General features: G+C 49.2%; 20 protein-coding genes and 1 tRNA gene. 13 read left to right on the top strand and 8 right to left on the bottom strand.

The annotated features are described in order from the left end of the window. Positions 1–25 precede the first annotated feature (25 nt). From K331_RS32160 to rocF, 7 genes are all read left to right on the top strand, one after another. Positions 26–187 carry a hypothetical protein gene (locus K331_RS32160; RefSeq protein WP_166653243.1) on the top strand — a complete coding sequence of 54 codons (162 nt, stop codon included), beginning with the start codon at positions 26–28 and terminating at the stop codon, positions 185–187. A 139-nt stretch (positions 188–326) separates the two neighbouring features. Next, positions 327–755, top strand: a complete 429-nt coding sequence (locus tag K331_RS0105845; RefSeq protein ID WP_028589546.1) for a hypothetical protein — start codon at positions 327–329, stop codon at positions 753–755. Positions 756–869: 114 nt separating this feature from the next. Next, positions 870–1,052: a hypothetical protein gene (locus K331_RS0105840; RefSeq protein ID WP_028589545.1), complete on the top strand. Its 183-nt coding sequence runs from the start codon at positions 870–872 to the stop codon at positions 1,050–1,052. Positions 1,053–1,154: 102 nt separating this feature from the next. Beyond that, a complete protein-coding gene (locus tag K331_RS0105835; RefSeq protein ID WP_028589544.1) occupies positions 1,155–1,766 on the top strand; it encodes a DedA family protein in 612 nt (203 codons plus the stop codon). A 239-nt stretch (positions 1,767–2,005) separates the two neighbouring features. Continuing rightward, on the top strand, positions 2,006–2,686 hold the full coding sequence (locus K331_RS0105830; protein WP_028589543.1) for an HD domain-containing protein: 681 nt from the start codon (positions 2,006–2,008) through the stop codon (positions 2,684–2,686). A 101-nt stretch (positions 2,687–2,787) separates the two neighbouring features. Further along, the gene (locus tag K331_RS33025) at positions 2,788–3,870 is read left to right on the top strand and encodes a GNAT family N-acetyltransferase (RefSeq protein ID WP_084165355.1); all 1,083 of its coding nucleotides are present in this window, start codon (positions 2,788–2,790) and stop codon (positions 3,868–3,870) included. Between the two features lie 91 nt (positions 3,871–3,961). Next, positions 3,962–4,867: an arginase gene (gene rocF / locus K331_RS0105820; protein WP_036634315.1), complete on the top strand. Its 906-nt coding sequence runs from the start codon at positions 3,962–3,964 to the stop codon at positions 4,865–4,867. A gap of 274 nt (positions 4,868–5,141) precedes the next feature. Here rocF and K331_RS0105815 read toward each other — a convergent pair whose 3' ends face one another. Further along, entirely contained in the window at positions 5,142–5,483 is a 342-nt protein-coding gene (locus tag K331_RS0105815; protein ID WP_018886473.1) for a GIY-YIG nuclease family protein, read from the bottom strand. 17 nt (positions 5,484–5,500) lie between these two features. Further along, positions 5,501–6,256, bottom strand: a complete 756-nt coding sequence (locus K331_RS0105810; RefSeq protein ID WP_028589541.1) for a DUF2087 domain-containing protein — start codon at positions 6,254–6,256, stop codon at positions 5,501–5,503. Between the two features lie 778 nt (positions 6,257–7,034). On the opposite strand from K331_RS0105810, the gene K331_RS0105805 reads away from it, so the two are divergent. From K331_RS0105805 to K331_RS0105780, 6 genes are all read left to right on the top strand, one after another. Further along, positions 7,035–7,466 (top strand): hypothetical protein, encoded by a 432-nt coding sequence (locus K331_RS0105805; RefSeq protein ID WP_028589540.1) that lies wholly within the window; start codon positions 7,035–7,037, stop codon positions 7,464–7,466. A gap of 23 nt (positions 7,467–7,489) precedes the next feature. Beyond that, positions 7,490–7,563 (top strand) — tRNA-Pro (locus tag K331_RS0105800). Between the two features lie 504 nt (positions 7,564–8,067). Continuing rightward, positions 8,068–9,783 (top strand): ABC transporter ATP-binding protein, encoded by a 1,716-nt coding sequence (locus tag K331_RS0105795; RefSeq protein ID WP_028589539.1) that lies wholly within the window; start codon positions 8,068–8,070, stop codon positions 9,781–9,783. 394 nt (positions 9,784–10,177) lie between these two features. After that, positions 10,178–13,057, top strand: coding sequence for a 2-oxoglutarate dehydrogenase E1 component (locus K331_RS0105790; RefSeq protein ID WP_028589538.1), 2,880 nt, complete (start codon positions 10,178–10,180; stop codon positions 13,055–13,057). A 6-nt stretch (positions 13,058–13,063) separates the two neighbouring features. Further along, a complete protein-coding gene (odhB, locus tag K331_RS0105785) occupies positions 13,064–14,338 on the top strand; it encodes a 2-oxoglutarate dehydrogenase complex dihydrolipoyllysine-residue succinyltransferase (RefSeq protein WP_028589537.1) in 1,275 nt (424 codons plus the stop codon). A gap of 317 nt (positions 14,339–14,655) precedes the next feature. Then, on the top strand, positions 14,656–15,186 hold the full coding sequence (locus K331_RS0105780; protein WP_028589536.1) for a YfiT family bacillithiol transferase: 531 nt from the start codon (positions 14,656–14,658) through the stop codon (positions 15,184–15,186). Positions 15,187–15,250: 64 nt separating this feature from the next. Here the strand turns inward: K331_RS0105780 and K331_RS0105775 are convergent, their stop codons facing one another. The 6 genes from K331_RS0105775 to K331_RS0105750 form a co-directional block, all read right to left on the bottom strand. Then, complete coding sequence (locus tag K331_RS0105775; protein ID WP_028589535.1) at positions 15,251–15,559, bottom strand: hypothetical protein; 309 nt, start codon at positions 15,557–15,559, stop codon at positions 15,251–15,253. Positions 15,560–15,705: 146 nt separating this feature from the next. Continuing rightward, positions 15,706–16,686: an alpha/beta fold hydrolase gene (locus K331_RS0105770; RefSeq protein WP_028589534.1), complete on the bottom strand. Its 981-nt coding sequence runs from the start codon at positions 16,684–16,686 to the stop codon at positions 15,706–15,708. 100 nt (positions 16,687–16,786) lie between these two features. Then, positions 16,787–17,761, bottom strand: a complete 975-nt coding sequence (locus tag K331_RS0105765; RefSeq protein WP_028589533.1) for a type I phosphomannose isomerase catalytic subunit — start codon at positions 17,759–17,761, stop codon at positions 16,787–16,789. 52 nt (positions 17,762–17,813) lie between these two features. Next, on the bottom strand, positions 17,814–18,212 hold the full coding sequence (locus tag K331_RS0105760; protein ID WP_028589532.1) for a VOC family protein: 399 nt from the start codon (positions 18,210–18,212) through the stop codon (positions 17,814–17,816). 134 nt (positions 18,213–18,346) lie between these two features. Continuing rightward, positions 18,347–18,925, bottom strand: coding sequence for a class I SAM-dependent methyltransferase (locus K331_RS0105755; protein ID WP_028589531.1), 579 nt, complete (start codon positions 18,923–18,925; stop codon positions 18,347–18,349). Continuing rightward, complete coding sequence (locus K331_RS0105750; RefSeq protein WP_028589530.1) at positions 18,925–19,878, bottom strand: TIGR01212 family radical SAM protein; 954 nt, start codon at positions 19,876–19,878, stop codon at positions 18,925–18,927. Before K331_RS0105750 ends, K331_RS0105755 begins: the two co-directional genes overlap by 1 nt. Between the last annotated feature and the right edge of the window lie 71 nt (positions 19,879–19,949).

The raw sequence follows: 19,949 nt of genomic DNA, 5'->3' as shown, positions 1-19,949 counted from the left end.
TATCTATGGTTGAAGGAGGATGAGCATGGAGCATCTATCTGAGGATCAAGTTCGGAATAAGCCAGACCCGAAGGGCGATTCATTGATGGAGAAGAAGAAGCTGGCCCGGGGCCAGGACATTGAGCCAGAGGCAGAGGAATGGGTATCCAAGACCACACCGACCGCCACGGATGAGCTTGATTCCTAAGCACTTTGAGGATATCTCTTAGATGTGAAGAAGTATGCGCAGCAGATTGCCACTTGAGGCCGATCTGCTGTTTTTTTGCAGCATCCGACAGGAAAATCCTGTAGAATGATGATAAGATTGTGAAAATGGAGGCGATTCCATGACGTATGTAAAAACCTTCCTACTGGTAGCCCTGCTTATACTTCTTAGCGGCTGTCATACGAATTCGCCAGTACAGGCCCCGATGGAGCCTTCTCCGGTATATATCAATGAGGATGCCTATACAGGAGAAGAACGTGAGGTGATCTCCATAATTAATCGTAGTCTGGAATCTTTAAATGCAGGTAATGAGGAGGAGTACCTGAAGCTATTGCATTCGAACACTCCTTTACAAGGGATTCCGTCCTACCGGGTGAGCCATACAAGAGTGGTAAGAGATATTCAGATTCAAGAGCAGCGGAATGTCTTCCAGGTGGTGGTCCCTATCAAAGAGAAGCGTTACGGAAGTGAAGATGAGCTGGATTACAATTATGTACTTCAACGGGGAAAGCAGGAGGGTGACAGTTGGAAAATTGTCGATAAGGATTGAATAACGGACTGAAGTAAACGTACACAGTGAGCTTCTACTCATGTGATTCACCTATTCAGCATAACGTTAACGTGTAAGCAGGAACAAAGTTCATCCAAATAAGGAGGCTACATAATGGATCAAGAGCATCAACTGCGAGAGATTAATTCAAGACTCACACATATAGAGCAGATCATGGAGCAGAGGAATCGAACGACCAAGAGGCTGTTAATTATCCTGATTGTGCTGGTAGGAATTCCAATTGTGTTTTCATTATTTTTCTTCATTATTGGTGTTCTCCAATTCGTAGCAAGGTAGACCGTACGCCCCCTTCAAATACTACTTTGGTGGGTTTGCTCCAGTCCTCTGATTCTTGGTAGAATTGTACTATCTTATTCGTCTTTGGACAGAGGGGGAGTTATGGAGAACTGGATTACGTCCTTTATGGAGGAATACGGTTATTTAGGCATTATGCTTATGATTGCTTTGGAGAATGTGTTTCCGCCCATTCCGTCTGAGGTGATCCTGACCTTCGGCGGCTTTATGACCACAACATCGGAGCTGACTGTGCCCGGTGTAGTTGTTGCAGCAACGATTGGCTCTGTGCTGGGAGCTGTCATTCTGTATGGAGTGGGTCGTATTCTGAGCGTGGAGCGGATGGGGACCATCGTAGAGCGCTGGGGGCATATTTTACGAGTCAAAAAAGAGGATATTCGCAAAGCGGATGCCTGGTTTGATAAATATGGTCCTTGGACCGTGCTGTTCTGCCGGATGATACCGCTGATTCGCAGTCTGATCTCGATCCCGGCGGGAATGTCCGGTATGAATTTCTGGGTGTTTCTATTCTTCACCACGATAGGTACCCTCATCTGGAATGTCATTCTCGTATCGATCGGTGCGGCACTAGGAGATCGCTGGGAGGATATTCTGGCCTTCATGGACGTATATTCTAACGTTACATATGCATTCATTGCCGTATGTCTGCTGATCTTCGTCATCTATTGGTTCCGTAAAAAGAGAAAAAAAGCGTAGCCCATGCATCCCCGTCCTGATTACGTCTCCCTCATAAGGCTATTATGAGCGGCTTCAGGACGGGGATGCTGTGTCAGAAATAACTTGGCTGAACTATTCCAGCCTGTACAATAGAATGAGATTGAAGGGGAGTACCTTGCCCGAATCCGATTTCAGGTTGAACAGATCTGCAGGGCATGGTGGCTAGCAGAAAGCAGGTAAGCGCTACTACATTACATATTCGGGAAAGAGTGATAACGATGAGTCTGGAGCAATCGGAAGACAAGACAGCACTGCTGGAGCAGGCTGAGCAATACGTAAAGGACCAGCTTCAATACGATAGTAGTGGGCATGATTGGTGGCATATTTATCGAGTGAGGAAGATGGCTGTGACTCTTGCCAAGCAGGAAGGGGCCGATGTAACCATCTGTGAACTGGCAGCTCTGCTCCATGATGTAGCGGACGCCAAGCTGAATCCCTCCAAGGAAGAGGGGCTGAACAAGGTGCAGGACTGGCTGCAAGGGCGAGACCTGGACAAACAGGACATGGCACATGTTATGGATATCATCGCAAATATGTCCTACAGTGGTGGTCATAGCGTGCCACTGGGAACGTTGGAGGGCAAGATTGTACAGGATGCGGATCGGCTGGATGCCATCGGCGCCATCGGAATTGGTCGTGCCTTTGCTTATGGAGGGTCTCGGGGGCGACTTATGCATAAGCCGGGCACAGTAGCTCAGGAATTTGCAACGGAGGATGAGTATCGCAGTCATCAGGGGACGACCATTCAGCATTTTGACGAGAAGCTGCTCAAGCTGCGTAATCTTATGCACACTGAGGCCGCTCGCAAGGCTGCAGATCGTCGACATGCTTATATGGAGGGGTTTCTGAAGCAATTTGAGCAGGAATGGGAGGCAGAAGATATTTTTGCTGGAGAATGATTCTATAGCTTGGTTATGACTGGCTGATCCGATTTAGATAGAGAGTTAAGTAATAGGAGGTTCAAAATAGAAGATTCAGATATAGAAAGTGGGTGTAGAGGGTGCAGCTGCAGTTGGTTCGGCCTTCTCTGGAATGGCAGGAAGGGTATCTGAGATTTTACGAGAATTGGGTAGCTAGTGGTGAGCGAATGGTCCCTTGGGTTATCACACGGAATCCAGAGGATTTCGAAGAAATGCTGGCGCTGCTGGGCGGAGATGAACAGGCGGGCGAGCAGGAGGGGCGGGTCAATAACTCCACCTACTGGCTTGTTAATCCTCAGCAGCATGTGCTTGGGGCGGCGAACATTCGACATGAATTGGGACCAGGGATGCTGAATCGTGGGGGCCACATTGGCTACGGTCTTTGTCCCTCAGCACGTGGCAAGGGCTATGCTAGCGAGATGCTAAGATTGGCGCTAATCGAGGCAGCAAAGCTAGGATTGAAGAAGGTCCTGCTTACCTGCGATGATACTAATGCGGCATCCTTCCATACCATTGAGGGCCAGAGAGGACAGCGCGATTCGGATTTTCGGGAGGATAACGGCAATCTGGTGCGCAGATACTGGATTGATTTAAGTGAGCAGAATCTCAGGGAACAAAAGGAGTATGATCCTGCTCAAGTGAATCGGTCTGTCCGGAACGGACATTTTCCAGATCATGAAGTGCAGATTAAAGCGTATGCGTCCGAGGAGGATTTGCATTATGTAATCGAAGCACATGCACGTATTTACGCTGAGGAATACCGTTATGATGATACCTTTACGGCGTTCGTCAAGCACACGGTATCCGAATTTGATCGTCACCATGATCCTGCTCGAGAGGGAATGTGGCTGCTGGAGAAGGAGGGCTGCCCGCAAGGGTGTATCGGCATCATCAAGGCAGCTTCCGAGGGCGACTGCGCTCAGCTACGCTGGATGCTTGTGGAGCCAGAGGCCAGAGGTAACGGCTATGGACGTATTCTGATGGAGCATGCGCTACATTTTTGCCGGAAGGCAGGGTGGGAGAAGGTCATCCTGTGGACCAATGCCGAACTGATCGGAGCACGGGCGCTGTATACTGCCAGTGGCTTTCAACCGGTAGAAACACGGGACCAGCTGTTATCTGGCCGATTGCTGACGGAGGAGCGCTGGTTGTTGTCTCTATAAGGCCGTCGTTGCCGAACTTCTGGACAATATCCTGCATATGGATGAGTATACTTCACCGTATACTGCAGGTGATTCGGAGCGAGGCGATATCATGCTTGAAGTATGCAAAAAAACTGTATCGATCATCGGTGTACCCATGGATCTGGGAGCGGGACGACGTGGTGTGGATATGGGTCCTAGTGCCATCCGTTGTGCGAGAGTACAGGAGAAGCTGGAGTCGCTTGGATATCATGTGGTGGATCGTGGCAATCTGGTCGTTCGTGAGCCGCGGCTTGAGGAAAGGACTGATGAACGCCTTAAGCATCTGCATGAAATTCGTAGAGTCAACACCCGGTTGGCTGCGCTGGTATCGCAGACGATCCGTGAAGGAGAGCTGCCTCTGGTGCTGGGAGGGGATCACAGTATTGCGATTGGTACGATCAAGGGACTGCTAGAGCATGTCCCCCGTCCTGGTGTCATCTGGTTCGATGCACATGTAGATGCCAACACAGCAGATACTACCCCCTCTGGCAACATTCATGGGATGTCGCTGGCTGTCTGCCTTGGATACGGAGATCCACGTTTGACGGGGATCAGGCAGTGTGGACGCACGCTACAGCCAGGCAATGTCGTAATTATAGGAGCACGCTCAATTGATCCTGGGGAGCGGTTGCTGCTGCGTGAGCTGGGGGTGACCGTGTTTACGATGCATGATCTGGACCGCAAAGGGATGGGACGAATCATGGAGGAGACATTAGAGCGTCTGTCTGGTACGGATGGTATCCATCTGAGCTATGATATGGATAGCCTCGACCCCAACGAATCTCCGGGTGTCGGGACGCCTGTCCCTGGCGGCATCACATATCGTGAAGGTCATTTGGCTATGGAGATGCTGTCAGCATCAGGTATGCTCATCTCCGCTGAGTTCGTAGAGGTGAATCCCGTACTTGATTTGGCGAATAAGACAGCACTTGCTGCCGTCGAGATGATAGGCTCGGTCTTCGGGGAACAAATATGAGCATACGAAATTATCTTGAGAACTAATAGCAGTTATATTGTGAATTTACGAAGTTATCGTGAGGACTAATGAAGTTAAATTGTGCAGTACTGTAGATAGGGTATATCTTATGAGTACAATTTGGAAGTTTATATTCATAGATATGGTTCATAGTGAATAAAGAGCAGCGTTTAATTAACGATGTGCGGTCAAAAAAAGGCAGCGAGGCTATTGTCAGTGAACGACAATAGCCTCGCTGCCTTTGGTCTTAACATCAACAGCCGGTGTCCGAAGCCTAATTATAGCCCTTATCCCCGAAAGGCTGAAGGCGCTCAAGCCAGACTTGTTCCAGTTTTTTGAGTGCATCCTTGGCGTCGAAGTATGGTGAATCCTCCTTCTTAAGTAGCTCTAGCACTTCGATCTCGAAGGTGTCCTCTCCGTATTCCTTCCATTCCTGCTGCAGCTTCCGATTTAGATCTGAGCCGGCATTCAGGGAGAATTGCTTGCCACTGAGGGATTTCAGATTCGGTGTTGAACCCACGAAGCATTTTCCATTCTGAGTGTTACGAATGCAGTATACGCCTGCCTCAATCTTGATTTCCTTATATTGTTCAATTAATTCTCGTCTTCGATTCATTATTCTCACTCCCAATTCTATTCAGTCAGCCAATATTGGCTGCCATCGGCTTCACGCTGCATGAAGCCATACTCGATTAAATATCTTCTAACAGTGACATAATCATCATAGATGTCCTTGAGTATCGCGTTGACTTCCTTCTCGGTATAGCGCCGGCCCTGAGCGAAGCGTCCGATGATTTCACGCAGCACGATCAGCTTGTGCTTCTCTTGCATGGTGAACTTCTTCAAACGGCCAGACGTTCCGTCTGGAAAGTATTTGCCAAGTACATTAGTGCGTTCCTCTTCGGTGATGTTATACCGATCATCGATCATGCCAGGCTTAGGCGGGATGGATACCATACGCGGGGCATGATGATCCTTCTCCTTAAGAAGCTCCATCATGGTCAAAAATACCTTGGCCTGTCGTTCCTTCTCCTTCAGGGCAAAGCGATGATTACGAATCGTTGAGGCACTACCGATTCCCATCTCCTGTTGAACCTCAGCGTCGCTTTTTCCGTCATGAAATAAGCCCAGCAGTCGATTCTGGTGATCTGTCAATCCAGTGAGCTTCTTATCCAGACCGATCAAGTATTCGAACACGGAGCCGTGTTCATCTACGATATGCTGGCGCGTATAACGCTCGGCATCCAGTAAAGTATCCCCATAAGGGTAGATAATTCCCTGCTCATGAGTTCTTCCGCACAGTAGACAGATATATTGCTCGCCTTGCTGGGTATAGCCTTGCTTCAATTCGCTGATATCTGCATTCCAAAAACGTTCGGCATGCTCCATAAATGATAACACCTCAACATATTGTTTATTAATATATAGATAATATATAATAACGTCTATAAATAGTCAAACAAGTCATGATCTTGATACCTCTAAGGAGAAAGGAAGAAAAATATAAATTTATTACATAAATGCGAAAAATTTATCGCCTAGCTACTAGTAATTTGCCTGCTGCTGTGATAGAGTTGTCTTATCAGGAAAGGAGGTGCGTCAACATTAGTAATCACATGTTGAGCGTATCCCTTACCCGGTCCAGCAATATCTAATCAACAGACTTGCTGGAGGCGCGGGATACGGATCAATGAATAATTAGCGCCACGGGTAGAGAGACCGTCTTCGGACGGTCTTTTTTCGTGTTCTTAAGTTCGTGTTGGATTTGGTGAACGGTTTTCCTACAGTGGGCAGTGTAAGGTGATTATAGGGATGTTTGATGGTCCTAAGTGTGTACTTCGTCTGACAATGTAGTAACGAAGGTTATGGAGATCCGAGAGATGGAGCTAGGTGTTATTAGTGTTATGATATAGAAGTTAGGCGAGGTTAGATGAAGTTAGATGAAGTTAGATGTAGTGCGGTATAGTGAGATATATTGCAGGAATGTGATATATGTAACTTCATGTAAGCGTTTTATTTATTAAACTGGAAAGTGTATCCAACCCGCATTCAAGCTTGCCACCCGATCTCGGATAGACTTACTTGCTGATCGCTACCTGCTTTTTGGAGAATAGTCTCCACGAATTGTGTAGATTGAACAATTAGTCTTGTAGGAGGAGGAGCACAAGTGAGCTGCACAATAGTTATTGGTGTGTTACTGTGCTGTGGATTGTGGACGGGAACAGGTGAAGTTCTGTATGAGCAGGTTCTAGATTACAAATTGAAAGCGTACTCTATGGGTATGGAGCAGAAGAATGTGGCATCGTTTCTCGGACCATCCCGAGAGTTGAAGCGACAGCATGCTGCGAGTGAGCTTGGACTTGATTCACGGCCTGAGCTTAGTTCAGGATTGGAATCCTCGTTGACTGGTCCCGATTCAACAGTTGAGGAAGAACCGCAAGTAGAACATAAACGAATTGGTCAGAATCTAAGCTCCAGAGCGGAGCCGATGCGGCAAGCTGCACAGAACAGTAGTGCGCTCACACTCATGTATTTGTTGTGCAGTCTCATATTTGCCGGTGCTGGATTTTCGTTGATGAGAATGAACCGTAAGAAATAAGTCCTGCAAGATGCACTGAACATCGGGGTATAGCGCAGCCTGGTAGCGCGCACCCTTGGGGTGGGTGAGGTCGTGGGTTCGAATCCCGCTACTCCGATCATTGAACTAACAGCGTGGTAGTTTCGCGTGATATAAGACATCTCAATGATGGGACGCATGGGTAACTATCATGGGACACATTGTAGCTAGAGACGGCTGCTCCCTAAATGGATTAACTACATTTCAGGGCGTGGTCTTTTTTGTATTCAAGAGAACTTAATGAGTATTATCATTTTGCGTAATGAGATTCATGAGTATGTTGAGAGGCTACTCTTTGACAGACATGACCACGATACCCTTCAAATTTTAATGAGAAAGATTATCAATTAATCCTTTACAGCATTTGCAATCACCTACTATAATCGAAATAGATCAAGTCATTACATAGCAATGAAGATTTTCGCTTTATTTTGTGTATTGTATGCTTCTGCCCAGAAGCAGCGCATGGGTCGACTAGATCACAGAAATCACAGGAATACCCTGCTGACGGGTGTGCGTTGGCGGGTTATTTGACGTAGGAATGTCGTTGAACCATATCTATTTGAAAAAAGAAGGTGAGTGTGTGCTAGGTCGTTTTTTTGATTTTTATCGTCCTTACAAGACGCTGTTCATATTGGACTTCTCCTGTGCAGTCTTCGTCGCCTTATTGGAGCTTGGCTTCCCGCTGGCGGTGAATTACGTGGTAGATAAGCTGCTACCATTGGGAGAGTGGCGTCCGATCTTGCTGGCCTGTGCCGGGCTGCTGGCTGTGTACATCGTGAATACAGCGCTGCAATTCATCATTAACTATTGGGGACATATGCTGGGTATCAATATTGAGACTGATATGCGCCGCAAGCTGTTCGAGCATATGCAGAAGCTGTCATTTCGATTCTTTGACAACAATAAGACGGGGAGTCTGATGTCGAGGGTCACGAATGACCTTAATGAGATCGGAGAGATGGCTCACCACGGTCCCGAGGATCTGTTCATTGCAGTGATGACATTGATCGGGGCGTTCACCCTGATGTCCTTCATTCATATGGATCTGGCCATTATTATCTTCATCATGATTCCGCTGTTGATCTGGCTGTCGATTTATTTCAACAAGAAGATGACCAAGGCATTTGAGAGCCTGTACAGCAGCATTGGGGACTTCAACTCACGTATTGAAAATACGATTGGCGGAATTCGTGTAGTTCAAGCCTTCTCAAATGAAGAATATGAGAAATCCCGCTTCAACAAGGACAATGGGCGGTTCCGTGCAGCCAAGCTGATGGCCTACAAGATTATGTCCAAGGGCTTGTCTGTAAGCTATATGTTAACACGCCTGGTTCAATTGGTCGTCTTGCTCAGCGGTGCATTTTACGTCATTCGTGGCGAGCTGACGTACGGTGAATTTATTGGTTTTATCCTGTTATCCAATGTATTCTTCCGTCCGATTGAGAAGATTAACGCGATTATTGAGAGCTATCCCAAGGGAATTGCTGGATTCAAGCGCTATGTTGAGCTGATGGATACTGACCCGGAGGTAGCAGATCGTGCTGGAGCTGCAGAAGTTGATCATCTGCACGGTGATATTCGCTATCGTGGAGTCTCCTTTGGCTATGGGGGTAAGGAGAATGTACTTCGCCAGATTGATCTGGACATTCGCGCAGGAGAGACGGTAGCGTTCGTAGGTCCATCCGGTGCGGGCAAGACGACTATTTGTAGCCTGCTGCCCCGCTTCTACGATGTTACAGACGGCAGTATTAGCATCGACGGTACTGACATCCGTGATATGACCCTATCCTCATTGCGGAGACAGATCGGGATTGTGCAGCAGGAGGTATTCCTGTTCGCGGGTACGATTCGTGATAACATTGCCTACGGGAAGCTCGATGCCAGCGAAAAGGAGATCTGGGAGGCAGCCAGACGTGCCCAGCTAACCGAATTCATCCATTCCCAGCCTGATGGCATGGAGACGATGATTGGTGAGCGCGGCGTGAAGTTGTCTGGTGGACAGAAGCAGCGGCTGGCTATTGCCCGCATGTTCCTGAAGAATCCACCGATCCTGATCCTGGACGAGGCGACCTCGGCACTGGATACCGAGACGGAAGCAGCGATTCAGGAATCACTTGCGGAGCTGTCTGTTGGGCGCACGACATTGGTCATTGCGCACCGCCTTGCCACGATCAAGAATGCTGACCGTATTATAGTCGTAACTGAGCAGGGCATTACTGAGCAAGGAAGTCATCAGGAGCTCATTGAGGCTGGTGGTGTATATCACCGTCTGCATACCGCCCAATTTGGTACCTGATTCACCAGCAAGCCGACTTGAGAGACAATCTCAGGTCGGCTTTTTTTCATATGGGGCAAGGGTTACGAGCGCTGTACATTTGAAACAGCCGAATTCATCTCAAATTCGCATTAATATGTTGAAAAATAGGAAATGTTATCGCGGTGAAAAATTAATACAATGTAAGGTGAGGAAGGAAAGCGCTTATAAAAACATTAGATTACTTCCTGAAGAGGCGTATATAAGATACGATACGCGCACTATATAAAGTATGAATAGGGCAATAGTGAGTGAGCGGAAAACATACTCGAAAATGACACAACGGTCGGAGTTATCATAGGAATAGGTTGATTGGCAAGCCATATGAGTTGATTCCGTCCAGCGATGAATCCCAAAACATGACGAAGGGAACGAGATGACGATGGCAGACAGTAGCAGACCGGTGCCATGGCAAACGTATTACGGACCAAATCTAGGCTATGTGCAGGAACAATATGACAAGTATGTGCAGGACCCGGAATCCGTAGATCCGGCAGACCGTCAGCTCTTTGAGCAATGGGGAGAGCCGCCTCAATCAGCAATAGGAATTGGGCCAGTGGCTGTAGCCCCAGGGCCAGCAACTTCACAAGCACTGAATCCCAACTTATTGAAGAAAGCGGTTACAGCCGGGCGGCTGGTATCCAATATCCGCTCATATGGCCATCTGGCAGCCGACATTGATCCGCTTGGACTGAGCCCAGAGGCAGATAAAGGCCTGCTGGAGCCGGAATATTATGGCTTGACCAAGGAAGATTTGATGGAATTCCCTGCTTCTCTGATCTGGGACGGGGCATCCTCGGATACCCTGAACGGCTGGGAAGCAATTGAACGGCTGCGTACAGCCTATACAGGGCCTCTGGCCTTTGAATTTTCACACGTCCATAACGAGAAGGAACGCGAATGGCTGAACCGCAAGGCTGAAGAGGGCTGGTCATCTACCTCGTTGACGAACGAAGAGCGTAAAGAGCTCCTGAATCGACTTGTTGAAGTAGAGCAGTTCGAGGAGTTCTTGCATAAGACCTTCGTGGGGCAAAAGCGTTTCTCCATTGAAGGCAATGATACGCTTGTGCCGATTCTTGATGAGATCGTTAGTCAAATGACCCGTGGCGGGGCAAGCGATATTCTGATTGGGATGGCACACCGTGGCCGTTTGAATGTGCTGGCTCATGTACTCGGCAAACCATATAGCAAAATTTTTGCCGAATTCCATCATTCCCCGAACAAGGACCTGATTCCTTCGGAGGGATCGATGGGGATCAACTTTGGCTGGACGGGGGATGTGAAGTACCATCTCGGTGCTGATCGTCTCGTCAAGGCTGGGGAATCTGTCCAGGCCAAGATTACATTAGCTAACAATCCAAGCCATCTGGAATATGTTAATCCAGTGGTACAGGGCTTTGCACGCGCAGCACAGGAGGATCGCAGTGAGCCGGGCTATCCGAAGCAGGATGTGAACCGCGCGGCTACCATTCTTATGCATGGTGATGCTGCTTTCCCTGGTGAGGGGATTGTAGCGGAGACACTGAATTTCAAGAATCTGACTGGCTTCAGTAACGGAGGCACATTACACATCATTGTGAACAACCGACTAGGCTTCACAACAGACAGTAGTGATTCACGCTCCACCCATTATGCCAGCGATCTGGCCAAGGGGTATGAGATTCCGATTATTCATGTCAATGCAGATCACCCGGAGGCTTGTCTGGCTGCGGCAAGAATTGCTAGCGAGTACCGGAATCTCTTTAAGAAGGATTTCCTGATTGATCTGATCGGCTACCGCCGTTACGGTCACAATGAATCGGATGATCCAGAGACAACGCAACCGCTGGTATATCGGAAGGTTCGTAGCCATCCAACATCTCGCAAGCTATACAGCACGAAGCTGGCTGCTGAGGGAGTTATCAGCGAGGAATATAGCGAGCAACGCATTGAGGAAGTTCAGAATCGGCTAAAGCAAGCCTACGAGGAGGCGAAGACACAGCCTCAGGAGAAGCCTGTAGTAGAGCTGCGAGCGGCTGAACAGGATAAGCTCAAGCAGAAGACGGCAGTACCGCTGAACAAGCTGAAGAAGCTGAATGAAGGCTTGCTCAAGTGGCCAGAGGAATTCAAGGCTTATCCGAAGCTGGCCAGAATTCTGCAGCGTCGTCAGAATGCCTTCAAGGAAGGCGAGAAGATTGATTGGAGCCTTGCGGAGACACTGGCATTTGCGAGCATATTGGCGGATGGCCGCCCGATTCGACTGACGGGACAGGATGCTGAGCGTGCGACATTTGCACATCGTAATCTGGTGCTGCATGATGTAGAGAATGGCAAGACTTTCTGCCCATTGCATCATCTGCCACAGGCCAAAGCATCATTCGCCGTCTACAATAGTCCATTGTCCGAGGCAGGCGTTCTTGGATTCGAGTATGGATATAATGTGTATTCGCCTGAGACCATGGTTATTTGGGAAGCTCAGTTCGGTGATTTTGCCAACTGTGCACAGGTAATCTTCGACCAATTCATCTCGGCTGGAAGAGCGAAGTGGAAGCAGAAATCGAATCTGGTTATGCTGCTTCCACATGGCGCCGAAGGACAGGGGCCTGAGCATACCAGTGCTCGTCTGGAACGATTCCTGCAATTGGCAGCTAATGATAACTGGGTCGTAGCAAATGTGACAAGTGCAGCGCAATACTTCCACCTGCTGCGTAACCAAGCGGCACTTGGTAACACGGATCAGGCTCGTCCGCTGATTATGATGTCACCGAAGAGTCTCATCCGGAACAATCGTGTAGCTTCTCCAGCCAGCGAGTTGAGTGAAGGTGAGTTCCGTCCGATCCTGCAACAGGAGGGTCTTGGTGCCCGCCCAGAGCGTGTGGAACGCGTCATTCTGTGCAGCGGCAAGATCGCAGTGGATCTGGAGGAAGCGCTGGACAAGGAAGCTGGAGAGGATCGGGATTGGGTTCACATTATCCGTGTTGAGCAGCTCTATCCGTTCCCGGAAGCCGAGATTCGCAAGGCGCTTGAGGGAATGTCCCATTTGAAGGAATTGGTATGGGTACAGGAAGAGCCTAAGAATATGGGAGCCTGGACGTTTATGGAGTCTCGTCTACGTGCTGTCGCTCCTCAGCAAGTTGAGGTACGCTATACAGGCAGACCGGAGCGTTCAAGCCCGGCCAGCGGATACCAGCATGTACACAGCATAGAGCAACAGCAAATTATTCAGAATGCGTTGAAGCCACTAAATACCACGAACAATATTCCGTTGGGGAGGTAGACAGCTGTGAGCGAGATTTTAGTCCCTGCTATGGGGGAATCCATTACTGAAGGAACAATATCCAAATGGCATGTCAAAGAAGGAGATAGCGTATCTCAGGGAGATGTGCTGCTTGAGCTGGAGACAGACAAGGTTAATCTGGAAATTAGTGCTGAAGAAGCAGGCGTTATTGAGAAAATTCTGCGGCAGGAGGGAGATACTGTTGAGATCGGCGAGGCACTTGGTACGATTGGTGCTGGCTCCGGGTCAACAGCAGGAGCTGCTGCTTCTGAAGCTCCTGCGCCTCAAGCTCCGCCAGCTGAGGCTACGGCTCCAGCTACTAGCGAGAGCAAGCCAGCAGTAGCTGTAACGCCACCAGCACCAGAGAATGGACAGCATACGGCTTCGCCTGCTGCACGCAAGCTTGCTCGTGAACGCGGGATTGAGCTGGATCAGGTGCAGGGTAAGGACCCTATGGGCCGCATTTATCAGGATGACGTTAAGGGGCATGCTCCAGCGAAGCAGGGAGCAGCAACGCCAGCGTCCTCTGCGCCTGCTACCAAGCCAGCTGCATCTGCGCCGACAACTGAGGGAGGCTCCAAGCCAGTGGAACGCCAGCGCATGAGCCGCCGCAGAGCAACGATTGCGAAGAGGCTGGTTGAAGCACAGCAGACAGCTGCCATGCTGACTACGTTCAATGAAGTGGATATGACAGCGATTCTTGATGTGCGCAAGCGTCGCAAGGACAAATTCAAGGAGAAGCATGATGTAGGCCTCGGATTCATGTCCTTCTTTACGAAAGCGGTCGTAGGTGCCTTGAAGCAATATCCGATGGTCAATGCCGAGATTGATGGCGATGATGTAGTCGTGAAGAAATTCTACGATATCGGGATTGCCGTATCTGCCAAAGAAGGTCTTGTGGTTCCGGTTGTGCGTGATGCAGACCGTCTGGGCTTCGCAGAGATCGAGAAGAATATTGCTGAGCTCGCTGCCAAGGCACGCAACAATTCGTTAGCACTGTCCGATCTCCAGGGAGGAACGTTCACAATTACGAACGGAGGCGTGTTCGGCTCCCTGCTCTCGACGCCGATTCTGAATGCGCCACAGGTAGGTATCCTGGGTATGCATAAAATTCAAATTCGCCCAGTCGCTATTGATGAAGAACGGATGGAGAACCGTCCAATGATGTATATCGCGTTGTCCTATGATCACCGTATCATTGATGGAAGCGAAGCTGTACGCTTCCTCGTGGCTGTCAAGGAGCTTCTGGAAGATCCGGAATCCCTGCTGCTCGAAGGATAATCTTGAATATAGAATGAATGACACCAAGGCAGGCCGATATTGCGGTCTGCCTTGCTTCATAATGAACCCAATGCCTTCATAGTAAACCCAATGCATAATGAGCAGGTGACAGGCCGGAAATGTAGACCCACAGTGATGGATGGTGGAGTATGAAAGTGAAAGACGAAAGAGAATGGCATCTTTAATCCCAACCGGGCCTTTATATGTAAACGAATACCTATAGACATTTGTTTGCAGGCTACCATGGAATTAAGAGCGAAGTACACACAATGAAACTATAATCAAATTGTACCTGTAAATAAAGGGGGGGTATTAATATGGAGAAGGATTTGAGATACCCGATTGGAAAGGCCAATATGCCGCATGAAGTGACAGAGGAGCTACGTCAGGCATGGATTCAGGATATAGAAGAGCTGCCTCGCCGTCTGCGTACTGCGGTTCAGGGCTTGACTGACGAGCAGCTAAGCACGCCGTATCGTCATGGGGGCTGGACGGTGTGCCAGGTTGTGCATCATGTGGCGGATAGTCATCTGAACAGCTACGTTCGCTTTCGGCTGGCGCTAACAGAGGAGGTTCCAGTCATTAAGCCATATGATGAGGGACGCTGGGCGGAGCTGCCGGATGCAAGTGTTACTCGTCTGGAGCCGTCCTTTCACATTCTGGAGGGAGTACATGATCGTTGGGTGACGCTACTGCGTTCTCTAAATGATGAGCAGTTCGCTAAGACGTTCATTCACCCGGCCTCTGGTGAGACCGTCAGCCTAGAGGAGAACTTGTACCTGTACTCCTGGCATAGCAGGCATCATACGGCTCATATCACCTCATTGCGTGAGCGAATGAGCTGGTGATTTATGGCGAGTGATTACACTTATGCCTGTTCAAGCCTTGAGAATCTTCGAGTACTGATCATATTCATTCTTCAGAAAAATCAATAAAAATTCCATATTGTGTAAATGTACTACTTACCTGTTCAACAATCCGTAGCTGCTCGTGTAAACCGCCAAATACAGATAATACAATTTGAGTGTCCAAGATGCTGAGTTCAAAGAGGGGTGGGGTATGAATTGAATACGACTCCGTTTGTGCAATAAACCCATATGCCCCATACTCGGAATGATATACCTGCTTGTAGTCGTGCTTTACCTGCAGGCTCTGCAGTATCCCTGTTATAAGATCATGGTCAGCTTTGTTAGCTAATTTTGAGAACAACTCAAGACTCATAGCAACATTTCTCCTTCGTTCGAGCAGTCTTTCCTACTCTTGTCCGAGCTAAAAAAAGCTTGAATCGGTTAGGATCCAAGCTTCAATTATACCTGTGTCTACCTGTGCTAATCATATGTTTTAATTTGAGTACACGACCCCGAAGTCTACATAGAGATTCCTGTCTCATTGTCATCAACACGAGATGAAAGGGCATACTGCGGGGAGCCGTGATGCTCCAGCCAGTGCAGAATATCATGGTAGACCTCGTTGCGGTTGATCTCATGAAGCATCTCATGGCGCCCCTCGGGATAGAGCTTATAATCGACCTGCTCCATCCCTAGCGCTGTGTACATATTGACCAGATTCATGATCCCTTTGCCGAATAGCCCGACGGGGTCTCGTTGCCCGCCAAAGATGTAGACAGGCTTTGTGCGATCAATCCGTCTTGTATTCTCAGGTAGATGTATTTCCTGCAAAAGATGAAAGAACGACTGGAAGAAATCCGTAGTACAGATCGCCCCACACAGCGGGTCATTGATGAAGGAGTCCACCTCAGCAGAATCTCTCGATAGCCAATCGAAGGCAGTCCGCACCGGACGGAAGCTACGGTTAAAGCCGCCAAAGACAATGGCATTGAGCAGCATGCTACGGTGGTTGGCTCCTTGAAGCTTTCCTTGCATGAGAGCAAGCTGTTCACCTAGTCTCACAAGACTGCGTTTGCCGTTGGTCCCCGATAATATAAAGCCCTTGTAGCTCTCATGCCGTGCGTACATGACCTTTTGCGTGAGGAAGGAGCCCATGCTGTGACCCAACAAAAATAAGTCCTGTCCGGGATGCTCCTTGGCAGCCACCTGTCCCAGCTCAATCATGTTGTGTGCCATACGATTAAAAGCATCAGGCCCAGGATTGCCGAGCGCATTCGCATCCTTGGCCGTACGGCCATGACCAATATGATCATTCGCGTACACGCCATATCCATGTGCGGTTAGCTGTTCAGCCAACCCCTTGTAGCGAAGCGCAGTCTCGCACATTCCGTGGGCAATCTGCACAATTCCCCGAAGTGGAACACCTCCATCTGGCATCCACCGATATACGAAAATATCAATTCCTTCATGATCGTACATTACAAATGTATCATTTTGCATCAGTCATCCACGTCCTTGTACCCAGCTATAGTCTCATCAGAGAAGCGATTGCTGTATACAGCCATGCTCGCATGTATTTCTCCCTCTTGGGCAGTAAGATTTAAGGCAGATAGGATCGGAGCACGGTATTGGAGCCATTCAGCTCGTAGGACCCCAGATTTGCTGGCAGCAGGAAGCAATCTCCGGCTTTGTAAGGTAAGGAGTCTGCTCCATGATCCCAGGTCAGGGTACCTTCTCCGTCACAGACCACGAGGATTGTGAAGCTGTCCGCATGTGTAGTCAATGCCCAGTTCTCTTTTACAATACCCTTCTCCACTACAAAATAATCACAGGAAGCCAGAGTGAGCCATTGACCTGCCACAGCTCCTGAAGTCTCCATCATCGTAGCCCCTGCACTATCATAGGAAGTCACATTCAGCGAATCCTCGATATGCAATTCACGAGGCTGACCATCCAGCCCAGGACGATTGTAATCATATAAGCGGTAAGTCGTATCAGAGTTCTGTTGAATCTCTGCTACCACGACTCCAGCACATAGGGCATGTACGGTTCCTGCCGGAATGAAGAATGTATCTCCAGCCTTAACCGATACCTGGTTGAGATCCTCCATAATGGTGCCTGACTCAAGCGCCTCACGCATGCTGTCCCGGGTCACGCCTTCGCGCAGGCCGTAGATGATCTTCGCATCAGGCTTGGCATCCAGCACATACCACATCTCGGTCTTGCCGAGTTCCCCTGGAGGAAGTCCTTCATAGCTATCCGTTGGATGCACCTGGACGGACAGGTCATCATTGCAATCAAGCAGCTTGATCAGGAGCGGAAAACGCCCTCCCTGTTCGGATACGCCCTTGCTGCCGAGCCAGTCCTTGCCAAGCTGCTCACGGATCACATCGAGTCCTTGGCCAGCAAGCGGACCGTTCAGTACGGTTGTGGTCCCGTTCGGATGATCAGCAATCATCCAGCCTTCACCAATGTGTCCTGGCGGAGGGGTCAGCCCGAATGATTCAAGGGCACGGCCTCCCCACACTCTTTCTTTGAATTCAGGTTGGAATTGCAGCGGATAAGGTGTTAGCATAGCGGTGTCTCTCCTCCATTTGTGTAATGTGAAATTGATTTTATATGTAATATTAGATGGAACTACGTGTAGATTGGAAGAACTCCAGACGTTCACCATCCGGCCCGTCGAAGAAGAAGTACTGACTTCCATTAGGCAGAGTGGTGATCTCTGTATCCAGTCCATGTACGCCCAGTGTGCGTATACGATGGAATTCCACGTCGATATGATCGACGGAGAAGGCTACATGGTGCACACGTCCTTCACTCGGCAATGCATCGGAATACCCCTGAATTAGCTCCAACTCCACGGATTCCTGACCGGGAAAGGCCAGAAAGGCGAGCCGAATCTCAGGGTTCAGGTGCTGGACAGTCTCCAAATGTCGCAGGCCGACCACTTTGACATAGAACTCGATCGACCTCTCGATTGAGGATACCATAATACCTACATGCTCCATTTTGACAACAGCCATTCTTGCTCCTCCTCCAGAACACAAATCAAAGCAGTTATAATTAGAAATGGAATACCATAGACTTCATTGACGACACGCACTGTGGGACCGTAGTCATTCAGTAACAACGGCGACTGTGTAACAACAGGAACCTGTTATTTTCTCTCGATCGCTACTACGAAAGGAGAGGCAGGTCGTTGCAGCTGGCGGTAAATGATGCTTTGCCCCTCGGACACAGGGAGAGCTGATGCCCAATCCAGCACGGCTTGTGCTTCTTCATCTCCACCCGCATGGCCTGGATACAGGACCGTGGTGATAATCCCACGTGGTCGAAGCAGCTGTAAAGCAGCCTCCAGCGCACGCAGAGTGGAAGGGGTATGAGTGATAATCGCATGATCAGCCCCATCCGTTGGCAAGTAGCCGAGATTGAACATTACTGCTGCTACTTTGCCATGGAGCTCTGCTGGAATATGCAGTAGCATTTCATCATGACTATGCTGCAGTAATGTCACCTGCGCTAGAGCGCCCTCAGCACGTGTCAGCCGTTCTCTGGTCAGGGCAAGTGCTTGCTCCTGAATATCGAAGCCGAAGACGTGACCGCGTCTCCCCGCTGCCTGTGCTAGTAACAACGTATCAGCTCCAGTCCCAGCCGTAGCATCAATGGCACAGTCGCCTGGCTGTATGCGGGCGGATATGAGCTGATGGGCATAGCTGAGTACCGACAGGAAGCCCATCAGAGCTTCCTCCAGAATTTGCCCTGCCACGTATCACGACTCTTCAGCTCAGCATCGATAGCATTCAGAACTTCCCATTTGTTAAGTGACCAGGTTGGACCAATCAGTAGATCCCGCGGAGCATCTCCCGTCAGGCGATGAACGATCATCTCCGGTGGCAGGAACTCCAGCGTATCGACGATCAGCTTTACATACTCATCCTGCTCAAGGAAGCGTAGCAATCCTGCCTCATACTGCTTCACCATAGGTGTCTTGCGCATGAGGTGCAGCAGGTGGATCTTGATGCCCTGAACATCCATCTGGGAGACAGCTCTGCCAGTCTCCAGCATCATCTCATGATTTTCCTGGGGCAGTCCGTAAATAATATGGGCACATACCCTGATATTACGTTTGCGCAGCTTCTCGACGGCTTCTAGATAGCATTCAGTGTCATGGGCACGATTAATCAATTCGGAGGTGGACTCGTGAACCGTCTGCAGTCCCATCTCAAGCCACAGATATGTTCGCTCATTCAACTCTTCCAGATAGTCGAGAACATCGTCAGGCAGGCAATCTGGACGGGTAGCTATGGAGAGACCTACGACCCCAGGCTGCTGCAAAATGACTTCATAGTATTCGCGCAATTCCTCTACCGGAGCATAGGTGTTCGTGTAGGCTTGGAAATAACCGATATATTTTGCGTTAGGCCATTTCAAGTGCTGCCTGTCACGGATGGTGTTGAATTGTGTAACCAGGTCATCGCGTCTCCGTCCAGCGAAATCTCCTGAGCCTCTTGCACTGCAGAAGGTACAGCCACCCTTGGCTATGGACCCGTCGCGATTCGGGCATGTGAACCCGGCATCGAGCATGACCTTGAATACTTTATCCTGAAATTGCTCATGCATTTCATAATTCCAGGTATGGAATCTCTTTTCTCTCCACAAGCGGGGAGGAGTGATCAGATTTGAATTCATGAAGAAGCTCCTTATCGGATTGGAACCAGCTTAGTTGGACCCTGATCTGTATTTTTATCATGTGAATGCCT

Source organism: Paenibacillus massiliensis subsp. panacisoli DSM 21345, assembly GCF_000426545.1.
Lineage (GTDB): Bacteria > Bacillota > Bacilli > Paenibacillales > Paenibacillaceae > Paenibacillus > Paenibacillus panacisoli.
This window is presented reverse-complemented; position numbering and strand designations above follow the sequence as displayed.

Bases quoted from the DNA above. Each gene is read 5' to 3' on its own strand.
- K331_RS32160 (WP_166653243.1), top strand. From the start codon at position 26: ATGGAGCATCTATCTGAGGATCAAGTTCGGAATAAGCCAGACCCGAAG.
- K331_RS0105845 (WP_028589546.1), top strand. From the start codon at position 327: ATGACGTATGTAAAAACCTTCCTACTGGTAGCCCTGCTTATACTTCTT.
- K331_RS0105840 (WP_028589545.1), top strand. From the start codon at position 870: ATGGATCAAGAGCATCAACTGCGAGAGATTAATTCAAGACTCACACAT.
- K331_RS0105835 (WP_028589544.1), top strand. From the start codon at position 1,155: ATGGAGAACTGGATTACGTCCTTTATGGAGGAATACGGTTATTTAGGC.
- K331_RS0105830 (WP_028589543.1), top strand. From the start codon at position 2,006: ATGAGTCTGGAGCAATCGGAAGACAAGACAGCACTGCTGGAGCAGGCT.
- rocF (WP_036634315.1), top strand. From the start codon at position 3,962: ATGCTTGAAGTATGCAAAAAAACTGTATCGATCATCGGTGTACCCATG.
- K331_RS0105815 (WP_018886473.1), bottom strand. From the start codon at position 5,483: ATGAATCGAAGACGAGAATTAATTGAACAATATAAGGAAATCAAGATT.
- K331_RS0105810 (WP_028589541.1), bottom strand. From the start codon at position 6,256: ATGGAGCATGCCGAACGTTTTTGGAATGCAGATATCAGCGAATTGAAG.
- K331_RS0105790 (WP_028589538.1), top strand. From the start codon at position 10,178: ATGACGATGGCAGACAGTAGCAGACCGGTGCCATGGCAAACGTATTAC.
- K331_RS0105780 (WP_028589536.1), top strand. From the start codon at position 14,656: ATGGAGAAGGATTTGAGATACCCGATTGGAAAGGCCAATATGCCGCAT.
- K331_RS0105775 (WP_028589535.1), bottom strand. From the start codon at position 15,559: ATGAGTCTTGAGTTGTTCTCAAAATTAGCTAACAAAGCTGACCATGAT.
- K331_RS0105770 (WP_028589534.1), bottom strand. From the start codon at position 16,686: ATGCAAAATGATACATTTGTAATGTACGATCATGAAGGAATTGATATT.
- K331_RS0105765 (WP_028589533.1), bottom strand. From the start codon at position 17,761: ATGCTAACACCTTATCCGCTGCAATTCCAACCTGAATTCAAAGAAAGA.
- K331_RS0105760 (WP_028589532.1), bottom strand. From the start codon at position 18,212: ATGGCTGTTGTCAAAATGGAGCATGTAGGTATTATGGTATCCTCAATC.
- K331_RS0105755 (WP_028589531.1), bottom strand. From the start codon at position 18,925: ATGGGCTTCCTGTCGGTACTCAGCTATGCCCATCAGCTCATATCCGCC.
- K331_RS0105750 (WP_028589530.1), bottom strand. From the start codon at position 19,878: ATGAATTCAAATCTGATCACTCCTCCCCGCTTGTGGAGAGAAAAGAGA.